Annotated in this window: 13 protein-coding genes; 6 read left to right on the top strand and 7 right to left on the bottom strand. The window is 66.8% G+C overall.

What is annotated here, in order from left to right:
• Window positions 1–161 precede the first annotated feature (161 nt).
• The 5 genes from mdtD to WKB25_RS09350 form a co-directional block, all read right to left on the bottom strand.
• Entirely contained in the window at window positions 162–1,571 is a 1,410-nt protein-coding gene (gene mdtD / locus WKB25_RS09370; protein ID WP_100460053.1) for a multidrug transporter subunit MdtD, read from the bottom strand.
• Between the two features lie 91 nt (window positions 1,572–1,662).
• Window positions 1,663–2,745 (bottom strand): uroporphyrinogen decarboxylase, encoded by a 1,083-nt coding sequence (hemE, locus tag WKB25_RS09365; protein ID WP_340570130.1) that lies wholly within the window; start codon window positions 2,743–2,745, stop codon window positions 1,663–1,665.
• A gap of 28 nt (window positions 2,746–2,773) precedes the next feature.
• On the bottom strand, window positions 2,774–3,013 hold the full coding sequence (locus WKB25_RS09360) for a WGR domain-containing protein (protein ID WP_099818886.1): 240 nt from the start codon (window positions 3,011–3,013) through the stop codon (window positions 2,774–2,776).
• A 122-nt stretch (window positions 3,014–3,135) separates the two neighbouring features.
• Window positions 3,136–4,248 carry a 3-dehydroquinate synthase gene (aroB, locus tag WKB25_RS09355; protein WP_340570127.1) on the bottom strand — a complete coding sequence of 371 codons (1,113 nt, stop codon included), beginning with the start codon at window positions 4,246–4,248 and terminating at the stop codon, window positions 3,136–3,138.
• The gene (locus WKB25_RS09350; protein WP_340570126.1) at window positions 4,245–4,787 is read right to left on the bottom strand and encodes a shikimate kinase; all 543 of its coding nucleotides are present in this window, start codon (window positions 4,785–4,787) and stop codon (window positions 4,245–4,247) included. Before WKB25_RS09350 ends, aroB begins: the two co-directional genes overlap by 4 nt.
• A gap of 98 nt (window positions 4,788–4,885) precedes the next feature.
• On the opposite strand from WKB25_RS09350, the gene WKB25_RS09345 reads away from it, so the two are divergent.
• Window positions 4,886–5,089: a dodecin family protein gene (locus WKB25_RS09345; RefSeq protein ID WP_340570123.1), complete on the top strand. Its 204-nt coding sequence runs from the start codon at window positions 4,886–4,888 to the stop codon at window positions 5,087–5,089.
• Window positions 5,090–5,095: 6 nt separating this feature from the next.
• On the opposite strand, the gene WKB25_RS09340 is transcribed toward WKB25_RS09345, so the two are convergent.
• Window positions 5,096–5,923, bottom strand: a complete 828-nt coding sequence (locus WKB25_RS09340) for a kinase (RefSeq protein ID WP_340570121.1) — start codon at window positions 5,921–5,923, stop codon at window positions 5,096–5,098.
• A 40-nt stretch (window positions 5,924–5,963) separates the two neighbouring features.
• On the opposite strand from WKB25_RS09340, the gene pdxH reads away from it, so the two are divergent.
• Window positions 5,964–6,563 (top strand): pyridoxamine 5'-phosphate oxidase, encoded by a 600-nt coding sequence (gene pdxH, locus WKB25_RS09335; RefSeq protein ID WP_340570119.1) that lies wholly within the window; start codon window positions 5,964–5,966, stop codon window positions 6,561–6,563.
• A 234-nt stretch (window positions 6,564–6,797) separates the two neighbouring features.
• Here pdxH and prpR read toward each other — a convergent pair whose 3' ends face one another.
• The gene (gene prpR / locus WKB25_RS09330) at window positions 6,798–8,381 is read right to left on the bottom strand and encodes a propionate catabolism operon regulatory protein PrpR (protein ID WP_340570118.1); all 1,584 of its coding nucleotides are present in this window, start codon (window positions 8,379–8,381) and stop codon (window positions 6,798–6,800) included.
• A gap of 156 nt (window positions 8,382–8,537) precedes the next feature.
• Here prpR and prpB point away from each other — a divergent pair, with 156 nt between their 5' ends.
• The 4 genes from prpB (at window position 8,538) to prpF (ending at window position 14,582) form a co-directional block, all read left to right on the top strand.
• Window positions 8,538–9,431 (top strand): methylisocitrate lyase, encoded by an 894-nt coding sequence (gene prpB, locus WKB25_RS09325; protein ID WP_340570116.1) that lies wholly within the window; start codon window positions 8,538–8,540, stop codon window positions 9,429–9,431.
• Between the two features lie 35 nt (window positions 9,432–9,466).
• Entirely contained in the window at window positions 9,467–10,624 is a 1,158-nt protein-coding gene (prpC, locus tag WKB25_RS09320) for a 2-methylcitrate synthase (protein ID WP_089236472.1), read from the top strand.
• Between the two features lie 109 nt (window positions 10,625–10,733).
• On the top strand, window positions 10,734–13,352 hold the full coding sequence (acnD, locus tag WKB25_RS09315; protein ID WP_340570114.1) for a Fe/S-dependent 2-methylisocitrate dehydratase AcnD: 2,619 nt from the start codon (window positions 10,734–10,736) through the stop codon (window positions 13,350–13,352).
• Window positions 13,353–13,403: 51 nt separating this feature from the next.
• Window positions 13,404–14,582 (top strand): 2-methylaconitate cis-trans isomerase PrpF, encoded by a 1,179-nt coding sequence (gene prpF / locus WKB25_RS09310; protein WP_340570112.1) that lies wholly within the window; start codon window positions 13,404–13,406, stop codon window positions 14,580–14,582.
• The last annotated feature ends 64 nt before the right edge of the window (window positions 14,583–14,646 follow it).

Below are 14,646 nucleotides of genomic sequence, written 5' to 3'. Positions count from 1 at the left end.
GTGTCCGCGGCATGGATGCCGCGGCCAAGCCTACAGGGACGTACTTGCGGCGTCCCCGCAATCCGACACCGCCCCGCCATCCCCCGGATAGCCCGCTGTTGCCGTTGCTGTTGCTTGCGCAGTGGCCTCTGCAGGTGCAGGGCGCAGCCCTGCCGAACCCACTACTCCGCTACGTGCTCGACCTCGCGCGGCTCCGGCTTGGTGTCGGGCAGCTGCCAGAAGATCAGCGTCGAGGTCAGGGTGATCGCGCCCACGCACAGGAACGTGGCATGCAGCGCCGCCGTCGCGCCGTGGCCTTCCAGCTGCGTACCGAACGCGGCCAGCAGGCTGCCTGCCGCCGCCGCACCGAAGCCGGCGGCGAGCATCATCACCATCGACAGCAGGCTGTTGCCGGAACTGGCGAACTCGCGGTCGAGATCGCGCAGGGTGACGGTGTTCATCACGGTGAACTGCAGCGAATTGACCGCACCGAAGAACGCCAGCTGCAGCAGGCGCACGCTCAGGTGCTGGCCCGGTGTCATCAGGATGAAGCTGGCCATCGCCAGGCCGACCAGCACGGTGTTGGTCATCAGCACGCGGCGATAGCCGTAGCGTTCAACCAGCTTCACCGCCAGCTTCTTCGACACCATGCCCGCGGCCGCCACCGGCACCATCATCAGGCCGGCGTTCATCGGCCCCAGGCCAAGGCCGACCTGAAGCAGCAGCGGAATCAGCATCGGCATGGCACTGCTGCCGATGCGCGAGAACAGGTTGCCGAGAATGCCGATGCGATAGCTGGGCACGCGGAACAGTGCCAGCGAGAACAACGGCGCGGTGGAGTTGGCGGCATGCAGCCAGTAGCCGACCAGCGCAGCCAGACCGGCCACGGTCATCAGCATCACCAGCGCGTGTGGTGTGCCGAGCCCGGAAATGCCATCCAGCGCCAGTGACAGCACCACCATCGCGAACGCCAGCATGGCGTAGCCGCGCAGGTCGAAACGGGTGCGGTGGCTGGCGTAGTGGTCGGGCATGATCTTCATCGCCGCGATGAAGCCGATGACGCCGATCGGCAGGTTGATCAGGAACACCCAGTGCCACGATGCGATTTCGACCAGCCAGCCGCCCAGGGTCGGGCCGATCAGCGGACCGACCAGTGCGGGGATGGCGATGAAGCTCATCGCACGCAGGAAGTCCTCGCGCGGCACCGAGCGCATCACCGCCAGGCGCCCGACCGGCAGCAGCATCGCGCCACCGATGCCCTGCAGTACGCGTGCAGCCACCAGCTGATGCAGCTGCTGCGCCATCGCGCAGGCCAGCGAGCCGAGGGTGAACAGGATGATCGCCACCAGGAAGGTACGACGGGTCCCGTACCGGTCGGCGATCCAGCCGGAGGCGGGAATGAAGGTGGCCACGGCCAGCGCGTAGCTGAAGACCACCGACTGCATCTGCAGCGGGCTTTCGCCGAGGCTGGCCGCCATCGCCGGCAGCGCCGTGTTGACGATGGTCGAGTCCAGCATCTGCATGAAGATCGCCAGCGATACCAGCCACAGCAGGGGACGCTGGCGGGTGTAGGTCGATGGCGCTGTGGACATGGGGTGTGGCCGGTGCAACGTGGGGGCGCCATGATCGCGCACTGCGGGTCACGGCGCGATCAACATCGCGCCGCGACTGCATGCGGGATGCTCAGCGTTGGCTGTGCGCGTGCACCGCGTCGACCAGCACCTGTACATGGGCCGGGTCCATGTCCGGCGACATGCCGTGGCCGAGGTTGAACACATGGCCCTCGCGCGAACCGCCATTGCCGGCGGCATAGGTGTCGAGCACACGTGCGGCCGCCGCGGCGATCGCATCGGGCGAGGCATACAGCGTGGTCGGGTCCAGATTGCCCTGCAGGGCTACGCGGCCACCGGTGCGGCGCAGTGCTTCATCCAGGTCCAGCGTCCAGTCCAGGCCGAGCGCATCGGCGCCGGTCTGCGACAGCGCTTCCAGGTGCAGGCCGGTGCCCTTGCCGAACAGGATCAGCGGCGTGCGCTCGCTGCCTTCGCCGCGCTCCAGGCTCTCGGCGATGCGCTGCAGATAGCGCAGCGAGAACTCGCGGTACATTGCTGGCGACAGCACGCCACCCCAGGTGTCGAACACCTGCAGGGCCTGCGCACCGGCGGCGCGCTGCGCCCCGAGATAGGCGATCACCGCGTCGGTGGTCACTTCCAGCAGACGGTGCAGGGCCTTCGGATGATTCAGCGCCATCGCCTTGATGCGCGCGAAATCCTTGCTGCCGCCGCCTTCGACCATGTAGCAGGCCAGTGTCCACGGGCTGCCGGAAAAACCGATCAGCGGCACCTGGCCGTCCAGCTCGCGGCGGATCAGGCGCACCGCGTCCATCACGTAGCCCAGGTCCTGTTCCATGTCTGGCACCGCCAGCCTGGCGATGGCCGCTTCATCGCGCACCGGGTGGCGGAACTTCGGGCCTTCGCCTTCGACGAAGTACAGCTCCAGGCCCATTGCATCGGGAATGGTGAGGATGTCCGAGAACAGGATGGCCGCGTCCAGCGGGAAGCGGCGCAGTGGCTGCAGGGTGACTTCGCAGGCGATCTCCGGGTTCTTGGCCATGGCCAGGAAGCTGCCGGCCTTGGCCCGTGCGGCGCGATATTCCGGCAGATAGCGGCCGGCCTGGCGCATCAGCCAGACGGGGGTGCAGTCCACCGGTTCGCGGCGCAGGGCGCGCAGCAGGCGATCGTTGCGGAGAGGGCTGGTCACAGTGGGCATTCCTTGGGCGAAAAGGGCAGCGGCGCAGTCAGTCGCCGTGCGAAAGAATCTGGAAGCCCCGATGCAGTTCTGCATCGCGGGCCTTCTCGTAGGCGTGGCGGGCTTCGTCGGCCTTGAGGTACAGCTCGCGCCGCAGCTGCGAGCGGGCGCCGACGCGGCCGGATTCGCGCAGCAGCTCCCAGCCGCCGAACAGGTCCGGGACCAGGGTCAGGCGCAGGAAGCGCGGTGCCTGGGCACCGTCGGCGGGTTGTTGCAGGTGGACGTGCATGGCGTCGATTGTAGCGGGGGTGGTGTGACCCCTGCCGCAACGCGGTAGTGCCGGCCGCTGACCGGCAACCTCATGAAGCCTCCCCGGTAGCGCCGGGCCATGCCCGGCGAACGCGGAAGCGGTCAGCCTGCGCCCAGTACCTTCAATACCGCCGCTTCATCCACATCCGGCACCACTTCGGCACGGCCCATGCCGCGCCACAGCACCAGGCGCAGGCGGCCGGCGACATTCTTCTTGTCCAGGCGCATGCGGCCGAGCAGGGCCTGCGGGTCCAGTCCGGCGGGGATTGCCACCGGCAGGCCCAACTGCTCCAGCAGGGCCTGCAGGCGCACACGGTCGGCGTCCTCGGCCAGGCCCAGCTGAGTGGAGAGACGGGCCGCCAGCACCATGCCCACCGCCACGGCCTCACCGTGGTTCAGCGCATCGCGCCCCGGTGCGGAGTAGCCCTGTTCGGTTTCGATGGCGTGGCCGAAGGTGTGCCCCAGGTTGAGCAGGGCGCGTTCGCCCTTCTCGAAGGGATCGCGCTCGACGATCGCCGCCTTGTGCCTGCAGCTGCGGGCGATGGCCTCGGCGATCACGGCATCTTCGCCGGCCGCCAGTGCGTCGGCATGCTGCTGCAGCCATTCGAAGAACACCGCATCACCCAGTGCACCGTACTTCACTACTTCGGCCAGACCGGCGCGCAGTTCACGCGGCGGCAGGGTGGCCAGCACGCGGGTATCGGCGATTACCGCACGCGGCGGATGGAACGCGCCGACCAGATTCTTGCCGGCCGGGATATCCACTGCGGTCTTGCCGCCCACCGAGGAGTCGACCATCGCCAGCAGCGTGGTCGGCAGCTGTACGCAGTCGACGCCGCGCATCCAGCAGGCCGCGGCAAAGCCGGCAAGGTCACCGACCACACCGCCGCCGAGGGCGAACACACAGGCATCGCGGGTCGCGCCGAGCGCGGCCAGCGCCTCGATGACCGAGCCGAACTCGGACAGGGTCTTGGAGGCTTCGCCGGCGGCCAGCACATGCTCACCCACAATCAGGTCCGGGCGTGCGGCCAGCAGGGTCTGCCTGACGGCATCCAGATAGCGCGGTGCAACCTCGCTGTCGCTGACCAGCAGCACATGGCGGCCATGTACATGGCTGGCCAGCGCGGAACCTTCGGTCTGCGCGCCGGCGCCAATGGTGATGGAGTAGGGGCGGTCGCCGCCAACGGCGACCTGCAGCAGGGCAGGGGAAGTCATGCAGTGGGGTCCTGTCGCTGCCAGTGCGTGGCCAGCTTGAGCACAAGCTGGGCAGTCGCATCGGCTGCGGTAAACGGGTCGGTATCAAGGGTGACATCGGCCAGGTCGCGATACAGCGGGTCGCGATGCGCGGCCAGATCCTGCAGCACCTGCTCGCGGTCCGGCCGCTGCAGCAGGGGGCGCGCCTTGTCGCGTGACAGGCGCTCCAGCTGGGCCGCGACGCTGACCCGCAGGTAGACGACAAAGCCACGCCGGGCGATCAGGGCGCGATTGTCCGGATCGAGCACGGCACCACCGCCGGTGGACACCAGCTGGCTACGGCCGGCCAGCACCTGTGCCAGTGCCTGGCGCTCATGGGCGCGGAAGCCGGCTTCGCCGGAATGTTCAAAGATCGTGGGGATGCTGGCCCCGGTCGCATCGACGATGGCCTGGTCGACGTCGACGAAGTCCAGCGTGAAGCGCTCGGCGAGGCGGCGGCCGATGCAGGTTTTACCGGCGCCCATCGGGCCGATCAGGATCAGGTTCGGAGCGGGATTCATGCCCTCTGATGCTAACACCTCCGTGCCTTGGCCTTTACGTTCTTCACGTCAGGGTGGAGGTTCCTGCGGGGTTTCCCGCGCCTGACGGAGTGCCTGCCATGTCGGTTGCCAAGGTCATCGAAATCAATGCGTCCTCCCCCAAAAGTGTGGAGGACGCGGTGCGCAGCGGATTGAAGAAGGTGTCCGGGACGGTCAAGGGCATCCAGGGCGCCTGGATCAACGAGACCAAGGTGGTCACCGACAGCAACGGTGAGATCACCGAATGGCGGGTGAACCTGCGGATCACCTTCCTGGTCGAGTGAGCCCGCTCAGCGCAGCGCCAGCACCTGGCGCTGCGCATCCAGCACCACCATCCGGTCGGCAATGGCCGGCAGCGCACGCAATGCCTGCCGGCTGACCCGCTCGTAGTACTGCACGAAGCGCTCCAGCTGCGGCCGGCTCATGCCGTGCCGGCCCGGCTGGGCTGCCTGCAGGTTCTGCTCCTGCTGCCAGCGCCAACGCGGCACCACCGAGAAATTCGGGGGCTGTAGGAACCACAGGCGATCACAGCGCTGCCACAGCGCCGGGTAGTCGCGGGCCAGTGCCTGGTTGCACCAGCGTCGCCAGCGCCCATCGGCATCGGCCTCGCGCTCGAGTGCGTTGAGGGGAGTATCCAGTTCGGCCTCGTCCTGCGCCGGAGTGCCGAGGAACCAGCCCTCGAACACCAGCAGGTCCAGCGGCTTTTCGAGCTGCGGCCACTGCGCTTCGGGCAGGCGCTCGTCGGCCAGTTTGTCGAAGCGGGGCAGGGCCAGCGGCTGTCGTGCGGCCACTGCATCCAGTACCGCATGCGCCAGCGGCAGGTCGTGGGTGCCCGGCGGACCCCGGGTGATCAACAAGGGATGCACCTGACGTGCCAGGCGTTGGCGCTGCGCGCGGGTGAGGTAGACATCGTCGATGGAGAGCGTTGCGGCGTTCAGGCCACGGGCCTGGGCACGGCCGACCACCTGCGCGGCCAGCGTCGATTTGCCGCTCCCCTGCAGGCCGCTGATCGCCAATACTGGAACGGCTGTACTGCTGCCTAGCGCGTCATCCAGCGCCTGCTCGACCACTGTTTCGGGGAATCCTTTCACCTGGGGCATGTACGCAGCAGCGACCATGCCGCCACAATAGCCCAAACCGTGTGAGAAGAATGCTGTCATGAGCGACCTGTACGCCGAAGCCCTGTCGACCTTTGCCGCCCTGTTCGAAGAAGCGAAACAGAGCCGCGAAGTCGAGCCCAATGCGATGACCGTGGCCACTGCCGATACGCAGGGCCGGCCGTCGGCGCGCACCGTGTTGTTGAAGGCGTTCGACGAGCGCGGCTTCGTGTTCTACACCCACCTGGACAGCCACAAGGGCAACGAACTGCAGGCCAATCCGCAGGCAGCGCTGCTGTTCCTGTGGCGCAGCCTGCGCGAGGCCGGCATCCAGGTGCGCATCGAGGGGCGCGTGGAGCAGGTTGCCGACGCCGAGGCCGACGCGTATTTCTCCAGCCGTCCGCGCATGAGCCAGATCGGCGCATGGGCATCGCTGCAGTCGAAGACCTTGAATTCGCGCGAGGAGTTCGACGCGCGCGTGGCCGAGGTCGAGGCACGTTTCGACGGCAAGGACGTGCCGCGTCCGGACGGCTGGAGCGGGTTGCGGGTGGTGCCCGACCGTATCGAGTTCTGGTACGGCGCGCAGTTCCGCCTGCACGAGCGCTGGTGCTATGAAGCGGGTGCGGAAGGGCGCTGGAGCAAGCGGCTGTTGTACCCGTAAGGCGTAGTGATGAGGTGCGTGGCGCTGTATTGCGCGGTGGCATTGGTGCCGTCGCCCGCGCTGGATCACTCGTGGCAGGTGCCGATGGTGCGGGTGGAAGAGATCGAGCTCCTGTTGGCCGATGGGGCGCAGTAGATCCACGCCATGCGTGGATGAGGTGCTTGACGGAAGAGCGGTGCGAACCAAGGTTCGCACCCATCAGGCATCGGTTGGTACCCGCCAGGCAATAGGCGGTTACAACCCCTCCGCGCGCAGCCACCGCCACAGCGTGGTGCGTGAGACGCCCAGCGCCTGCGCCATGCCTTCGCGGTCATTGCGGTGTTCCTGCAGCAGCGTTTCCAACTGCCCACGCGGCGGGCGCTTGCCGTTGTTTTCCACCGGTAGTGCCGCGACGCCTTCGTTTGCCAGCTCCGGCGCCAACTGTAGCAGTCGCGCGGCATCGATCAGCCCTTCACCCGGCTGCCAGTGGATGCGCAGCCGATCCACCAGGTTGCGCAGCTCACGCACATTGCCCGGCCAATCGGCAGCGCTGAGCAGGGTCAGCGCTTCTGCATCCAGCGGTGCATCGATGCCGCGCAGCTGACGGAAGAAGTGCTGCGCAAGCACTGGGATGTCATCGCGCCGTGCGCGCAGAGTGGGCAGTGCGACGCGCAGCGCGGCCAGCCTGTAATACAGATCGCGGCGGAAGCTGCCGGTCGCCGCGCGCTGCTCCAGCGATTGCAGGGTGGCGGCGACCACGCGCAGGTCGACCGGGGTCGGTTCGGTGGCGCCCACGCGCAGCACTTCGCGTTCTTCCAGCACGCGCAGCAGGCGGGTCTGTAGCGGCAGCGGCAGTTCACCGATCTCATCCAGGAACAACGTGCCGCCATCGGCGGCCTCGACCAGGCCGACGCGCCCCCCGCGCCGCGCACCAGTGAAGGCGCCATCGCTGTAGCCGAACAGCTCGGCCTCCAGCAGCGATTCGCTGATCGCACCGCAGTTCAGTGCGACGAATCGACCCCGCCGGCCGCTGGCCGCATGCAGCTGCCGCGCCACCAGTTCCTTGCCGGTGCCGGTCTCGCCGGTAACCAGTACAGTGCTGTCGTGCGGGGCGTACAGCGCGATCTGCGCGCGCACGTCGGCCATCGCGTTGCTGTCGCCGAGCAGCGCATGCGCGTCGGCGCGCGGTGCGGTCCTTCGGCGTGCGGCCGGGCGCGCGTCCGCCGAGCGTGCCAGGGTCTGGGTCAGTTCCAGCGCGTGCTCGAAGGCCTGCCGCACCGAATCGGCCGAGTACAGCAGCACACCCGGCAGGCCTGCCTGTTCGGCATGGTCGATGGCCATGCCGGTGCCGACGATCACTTCGATGCCGTTGGCGCGCAGGTCGGCGATGCAGTCGCGGGCGTCTTCGCGGGTGACGAAACGGCGATGCTCGATGTCCAGGCCGAAGCTCTGCTGGAAGCTGCTGAACACCGGCACGTCGCTGGCGTGGGTAACCAGTCCGATGCGTGGGGCGATGCGGCGCGCCCGCGCCAGCGCTTCCATCAGATCGAAACCGTTGGCCTGGATCGGTACCAGCGGCAGGTCCAGGCGGCCGCGCAACCAGGCCGCGTTGGAGCCGCCGGCGATCACCACGTCGCAGTGCTCGCGGCGCAGGCGCTGGCCGATCACTTCCACTGCTTCCTCGAAGCCGAGGTTGATCTGCTCGATGCGTGCGCGGCGGTCGAACTCAGGAATGACATCACCCAGCAAGCCGGTCAGGCGCGAGACGCTGACAGTCCAGATCACCGGGCGGCCGGGGTCGGCATCGGCGTGGCGCAGGGGCGAGCGGGGCAGGTACATGGTGCGGGGATCGGGTGTGGCGATGTTTCATGATACATCTGTTTCAATGTTTCATATGTTTCACCTCGGTTTGCCGGTCATCCCCGTGAAATCAATCGCTTGCAGGTTGGCATGGTGCTTGCGCTTACCTCTCTGTCCTTCAACCTGGATCGCCGCATGACCGCTTCCACCCCCTTCTCCGCCGGTGCCCGCTTCCGCGAGGCGCTGGCTGCCGAATCGCCGTTGCAGGTGATCGGCGCGATCAACGCCAACCATGCGCTGCTGGCCAAGCGCGCGGGTTTCCGCGCCATCTACCTGTCCGGCGGCGGCGTTGCTGCCGGCTCGCTGGGCCTGCCGGACCTGGGCATCAACACCCTGGAAGACGTGCTGGTGGACGTTCGCCGCATCACCGATGTCTGCGACCTGCCGCTGATGGTCGACATCGACACCGGCTTCGGCCCGAGCGCGTTCAACATCGCGCGCACCGTGAAGTCGCTGATCAAGGCCGGCGCGGCTGCCTGCCATATCGAAGACCAGGTCGGCGCCAAGCGCTGCGGTCATCGCCCGGGCAAGGAGATCGTCTCGCAGGGCGAAATGGTCGACCGCGTGAAGGCGGCTGCCGATGCCAAGACCGATCCGGGCTTCTTCCTGATCGCACGCACCGACGCCATCCAGGTGGACGGGGTGGACAAGGCCATCGAGCGCGCCATCGCCTGCGTCGAAGCCGGTGCCGACGGCATCTTCGCCGAGGCCGCCTACGACCTGGAGACCTACCGCCGCTTCGTTGATGCGGTGAAGGTGCCGGTGCTGGCCAACATCACTGAATTCGGCGCGACCCCGCTGTTCAGCCGCGACGAGCTGGCCTCGGCCGGCGTGGCCATCCAGCTGTTCCCGCTGTCGGCGTTCCGCGCCGCCAACAAGGCGGCCGAGAACGTCTACCAGACGGTCCGCCGCGAAGGCCACCAGCGCAACCTGATCGACAGCATGCAGACCCGCGAGGAGCTGTATGACCGTATCGGCTACCACGCCTTCGAACAGCAGCTCGATGCGCTGTTCGCCGCCAAGAAATAAGCAGTACCCTGCACCATCAAGTTTCGGAGGGAAACATGAACGATACGACCGCAACCCCGACCTTCAAGCCGAAGAAATCCGTCGCCCTGTCCGGCACCGCTGCCGGCAACACCGCGCTGTGCAGCGTCGGCCGCAGTGGCAACGACCTGCATTACCGCGGCTACGACATCCTGGACCTGGCCAACACCAGCGAGTTCGAGGAAATCGCCTACCTGCTGGTGCACGGCAAGCTGCCGACCCGCGCCGAGCTGGTTTCGTACAAGGCCAAGCTGAAGTCGCTGCGTGGCATCCCGGCTGCGGTGAAGGCTGCGCTGGAAGAACTGCCGCCGTCGGCGCACCCGATGGACGTGATGCGCACCGGCGTGTCCGTGCTCGGCTGCGTGTCGCCGGAGAAGGACGACCACAACCATCCGGGCGCGCGCGACATCGCCGACAAGCTGATGGCCTGCCTGGGCTCGATGCTGCTGTACTGGTACCACTGGAGCCACAACGGCCGCGCGATCGACGTGGAAACCGACGATGACTCCATCGGTGGCCACTTCCTGCACCTGCTGCATGGCGAGAAGCCGCAGGATTCGTGGGTGAAGGCGATGCACACCTCGCTGATCCTGTACGCCGAGCACGAGTTCAACGCTTCGACCTTCGCCTGCCGCGTCATTGCCGGCACCGGCAGCGACATGTACAGCGCGATCTGCGGTGGCATCGGTGCGCTGCGCGGCCCCAAGCACGGTGGCGCCAACGAAGTGGCGTTCGAAGTTCAGAAGCGCTATGACAATCCGGACGAAGCCGAGGAAGACATCAAGGCCCGCGTCGAGCGCAAGGAAGTGGTGATCGGTTTCGGCCACCCGGTCTACACCGTGTCCGATCCGCGCAACAAGGTGATCAAGGACGTCGCCCGCGAACTGTCCGAAGAACAGTCGAGCCTGAAGATGTACGACATCGCCGAGCGCCTGGAAACGGTGATGTGGGACATCAAGAAGATGTTCCCGAACCTCGACTGGTTCAGTGCTGTCAGCTACCACATGATGGGCGTGCCGACCGCGATGTTCACCCCGTTGTTCGTGATCGCCCGCACCGCCGGCTGGAGCGCGCACATCGTTGAACAGCGCATCGACGGCAAGATCATCCGCCCGAGTGCCAACTACATCGGCCCGGAAGATCGCGAGTTCGTGGCCATCGACAAGCGCTCCTGATCATCGCCGCTGTTCCACTGCTGCATGCATCCGGCCGGCCCCGTGCCGGCCGGATGTTTTCGCCGCCGCATCGCCGGCACCCGGCCCGCCTCAAGCATTCCGCCAGCCCATGAATATCGACTATCGCAAGAACCTCCCCGGCGCTTCGCTGGACTACTTCGACGCGCGCGCCGCGGTCGATGCCATCCAGCCCGGCGCCTACGCCACGCTGCCGTACGTATCGCGCGTGCTGGCCGAAAACCTGGTGCGTCGCTGCGATCCGGCCACGTTGACCGACTCGCTGAAGCAATTGATCGAGCGCCGTCGTGACCTGGACTTCCCGTGGTTCCCGGCGCGCGTGGTGTGCCATGACATCCTCGGCCAGACCGCGCTGGTCGACCTCGCTGGCCTGCGTGATGCGATCGCCGACAAGGGGGGGGACCCGGCCAAGGTCAATCCGGTGGTGCCGGTGCAGCTGATCGTCGATCACTCGCTGGCGGTGGAGTGTGGCGGTTTCGATCCGCAGGCGTTCGAGAAGAACCGCGCCATCGAGGATCGCCGCAATGAAGACCGCTTCCACTTCATCGACTGGACCAAGCTGGCCTTCGAGAACGTGGACGTGATTCCGCCGGGCAACGGCATCATGCATCAGATCAACCTGGAGAAGATGTCGCCGGTAATCTACGTGCAGGACGGCGTGGCCTTCCCCGATACCTGCGTGGGTACCGACAGCCACACCCCGCACGTGGATGCGCTGGGCGTGATCGCCATCGGCGTGGGTGGGCTGGAAGCGGAGAACGTGATGCTGGGCCGCGCGTCGTGGATGCGCCTGCCGGACATCATCGGCGTCGAGCTGACCGGCAAGCCGCAGCCGGACATCACCGCCACCGACGTGGTGCTGGCCCTGACCGAGTTCCTGCGCAAGGAACGCGTGGTCGGCGCTTGGCTTGAATTCTTCGGTGAGGGTGCCGCCGCACTGACCATCGGTGATCGCGCCACCATCTCCAATATGTGCCCCGAATACGGCGCCACCGCCGCGATGTTCTACATCGACGGGCAGACGCTTGATTACCTGCGCCTGACCGGTCGCGAGGAAAAGCAGGTCGCACTGGTCGAAAGCTACGCGCGCAGCACCGGCCTGTGGGCCGATGACCTGGCCACCGCACAGTACGAGCGCGTGCTGCGCTTCGATCTGTCGACGGTGGTGCGCAACATGGCCGGCCCGAGCAATCCGCATCGTCGACTGCCGGTATCGGAACTGGTCGAGCGTGGCATCGCCGATGCCGCCAAGCTTGAGGCCGGCAAGGCCGAACAGGCACAGGGCCTGATGCCCGACGGAGCGGTGATCATCGCCGCCATCACCAGCTGCACCAATACCTCCAACCCGCGCAACGTGATCGCTGCGGCGCTGCTGGCACGCAAGGCCAACGAGCGTGGCCTGCTGCGCAAGCCGTGGGTGAAGTCGTCGCTGGCGCCGGGTTCGAAGGCCGTGCAGCTGTACCTGGAAGAGGCCGGCCTGCTGCCGGACCTGGAGAAGCTGGGCTTCGGCATCGTCGCCTTTGCCTGCACTACCTGCAACGGCATGAGCGGCGCGCTGGATCCGAAGATCCAGCAGGAAATCATCGATCGCGACCTGTACGCCACTGCTGTGCTGTCGGGCAACCGCAACTTCGACGGCCGCATCCATCCGTACGCCAAGCAGGCCTTCCTTGCCTCGCCGCCGCTGGTGATCGCCTACGCCATCGCCGGCACCATCCGCTTCGACATCGAGAAGGATGTGCTGGGCGTGGACACCGACGGCAACGAGGTGCGCCTGAAAGACATCTGGCCGAGCGACGCCGAAATCGACGCGGTGGTGAAGGCTGCAGTGAAGCCGGAGCAGTTCCGCAGCGTCTACAACCCGATGTTCAACGTGCGCGTGGAGCACGCTGCAAAGGTCAGCCCGCTGTACGACTGGCGCGCGCAGAGCACCTACATCCGCCGCCCGCCGTACTGGGAGGGCGCATTGGCCGGTGAGCGCACGCTGGCGGGCATGCGTGCGCTGGCAGTGCTGCCGGACAACATCACCACCGACCACCTGTCGCCGTCCAACGCGATCCTGGCGTCGAGTGCTGCCGGTGAGTACCTGGCGAAGATGGGCCTGCCGGAAGAGGACTTCAATTCCTATGCGACCCACCGCGGTGACCACCTGACCGCACAGCGTGCCACCTTTGCCAACCCGAAGCTGTTCAACGAGATGGTGCGCAACGAAGATGGCAGCGTGAAGCAGGGCTCGCTGGCGCGCGTGGAGCCGGAAGGCAAGGTCATGCGCATGTGGGAAGCGATCGAGACCTACATGGAACGCAAGCAGCCGCTGATCATCATCGCCGGTGCCGATTACGGCCAGGGCAGTTCGCGCGACTGGGCCGCCAAGGGCGTGCGTCTGGCTGGCGTAGAGGCCATCGTTGCCGAAGGCTTCGAACGCATCCACCGTACCAACCTGATCGGCATGGGCGTGCTGCCGCTGGAGTTCAAGCCGGGCACCACCCGCCTGACCCTGGGTATCGACGGCACCGAGACCTTCGATGTGATCGGTGAAAGGACGCCGCGCGCCGAGCTGCGCGTGGTCATCCACCGCCGCGACGGCCAGGACGTGATCGTGCCGGTCACCTGCCGCCTGGACAGTGATGAGGAAGTGGCGATCTACGAGGCCGGCGGCGTCCTGCAGCGCTTCGCCCAGGACTTCCTGGAAGGCGCCAAGGTGGCGTAAGTCATCCGACGGCCCGGCAACGGGCCGTCTTTCATTGCAAGGAACTGTTCCATGGTATTTCTCCCGCAACTCCGCATTCCCGCCACCTACATGCGTGGCGGCACCAGCAAGGGCGTGTTCTTCCGCCTGCAGGACCTGCCCGAAGCCGCGCAGGTGCCGGGCGCCGCGCGCGATGCGCTGCTGATGCGCGTGATCGGTTCGCCCGACCCGTATGGCAAGCAGACCGACGGCATGGGCGGCGCGACGTCCAGCACCAGCAAGTGCGTGATCATTTCCACCGCTTCGGTGCCGGATCACGACGTGGATTACCTGTATGGCCAGGTGTCGATCGACACGGCATTCGTGGACTGGAGCGGCAACTGCGGCAATCTCAGCACCGCCGTCGGCCCGTTCGCCATCGCCAACGGCCTGATCGATCCGGCGCGGGTGCCGCGCGATGGCCTGTGCACCGTACGCATCTGGCAGGCCAACATCGGCAAGACCATCATCGCCCATGTGCCGATGCGCGATGGTGAAGTGCAGGAGATCGGCGATTTCGAGCTGGATGGCGTGACCTTCCCGGCCGCAGAGATCCAGCTGGAATTCATCGACCCGTCCGACGATGGCGATGCTGGCGCGATGTTCCCGACCGGTAATCTGGTGGACACCCTCGACGTGCCCGGCGTGGGCAGTTTCGAGGTGACGATGATCACCGCCGGCATCCCGACGATCTTCCTCAACGCTGCCGACCTCGGTTACATCGGCACCGAACTGCAGCCGGCGATCAACGAAGACAAGGCGGCGCTGGAACGCTTCGAGAAGATCCGTGCCCATGGTGCATTGCGCATGGGCCTGATCCAGACGCTGGAGGATGCGGCCACCCGCCAGCACACGCCGAAGGTGGCCTTCGTCGCTCCTGCGCAGGACTACGTGTCGTCCAGCGGCAAGGCGATCCCGGCTGCGGACATCGATCTGCATGCCCGCGCGCTGTCGATGGGCAAGCTGCACCACGCGATGATGGGCACCGCTGCAGTAGCGATCGGTACCGCCGCGGCCATCCCCGGCACGCTGGTCAATCGTGCTGCTGGCGGCGGCGAGCGCGAGGCCGTGACCTTCGGGCATCCGTCGGGCACGTTGCGCGTGGGTGCGCAGGCCGCACTCGTTGACGGCCAGTGGACGGTGTCCAAGGCCATCATGAGCCGCAGCGCCCGCGTGCTGATGGAAGGCAAGGTGCGCGTGCCAGCCGAGTGATGCTCTGGTAAACGCCAACCACGGTTGGCGACTACCGGGCCGCGGAGACCGATTGCTTTGGTAG

This window comes from Stenotrophomonas sp. G106K1, assembly GCF_037969685.1.
GTDB classification, from domain to species: domain Bacteria; phylum Pseudomonadota; class Gammaproteobacteria; order Xanthomonadales; family Xanthomonadaceae; genus Stenotrophomonas; species Stenotrophomonas lactitubi.
The sequence above is the reverse complement of the archived record's forward strand: the minus strand, read 5'-3'. Positions and strand labels throughout refer to the sequence as shown.

Coding starts and splice junctions, on each gene's coding strand:
- prpC (WP_089236472.1), top strand. CDS start 9,467: ATGAACGATACGACCGCAACCCCGACCTTCAAGCCGAAGAAATCCGTC.
- acnD (WP_340570114.1), top strand. CDS start 10,734: ATGAATATCGACTATCGCAAGAACCTCCCCGGCGCTTCGCTGGACTAC.
- aroB (WP_340570127.1), bottom strand. CDS start 4,248: ATGACTTCCCCTGCCCTGCTGCAGGTCGCCGTTGGCGGCGACCGCCCC.
- prpB (WP_340570116.1), top strand. CDS start 8,538: ATGACCGCTTCCACCCCCTTCTCCGCCGGTGCCCGCTTCCGCGAGGCG.
- WKB25_RS09345 (WP_340570123.1), top strand. CDS start 4,886: ATGTCGGTTGCCAAGGTCATCGAAATCAATGCGTCCTCCCCCAAAAGT.
- WKB25_RS09350 (WP_340570126.1), bottom strand. CDS start 4,787: ATGAATCCCGCTCCGAACCTGATCCTGATCGGCCCGATGGGCGCCGGT.
- mdtD (WP_100460053.1), bottom strand. CDS start 1,571: ATGTCCACAGCGCCATCGACCTACACCCGCCAGCGTCCCCTGCTGTGG.
- hemE (WP_340570130.1), bottom strand. CDS start 2,745: ATGCCCACTGTGACCAGCCCTCTCCGCAACGATCGCCTGCTGCGCGCC.
- pdxH (WP_340570119.1), top strand. CDS start 5,964: ATGAGCGACCTGTACGCCGAAGCCCTGTCGACCTTTGCCGCCCTGTTC.
- prpR (WP_340570118.1), bottom strand. CDS start 8,381: ATGTACCTGCCCCGCTCGCCCCTGCGCCACGCCGATGCCGACCCCGGC.
- WKB25_RS09360 (WP_099818886.1), bottom strand. CDS start 3,013: ATGCACGTCCACCTGCAACAACCCGCCGACGGTGCCCAGGCACCGCGC.
- WKB25_RS09340 (WP_340570121.1), bottom strand. CDS start 5,923: ATGGTCGCTGCTGCGTACATGCCCCAGGTGAAAGGATTCCCCGAAACA.
- prpF (WP_340570112.1), top strand. CDS start 13,404: ATGGTATTTCTCCCGCAACTCCGCATTCCCGCCACCTACATGCGTGGC.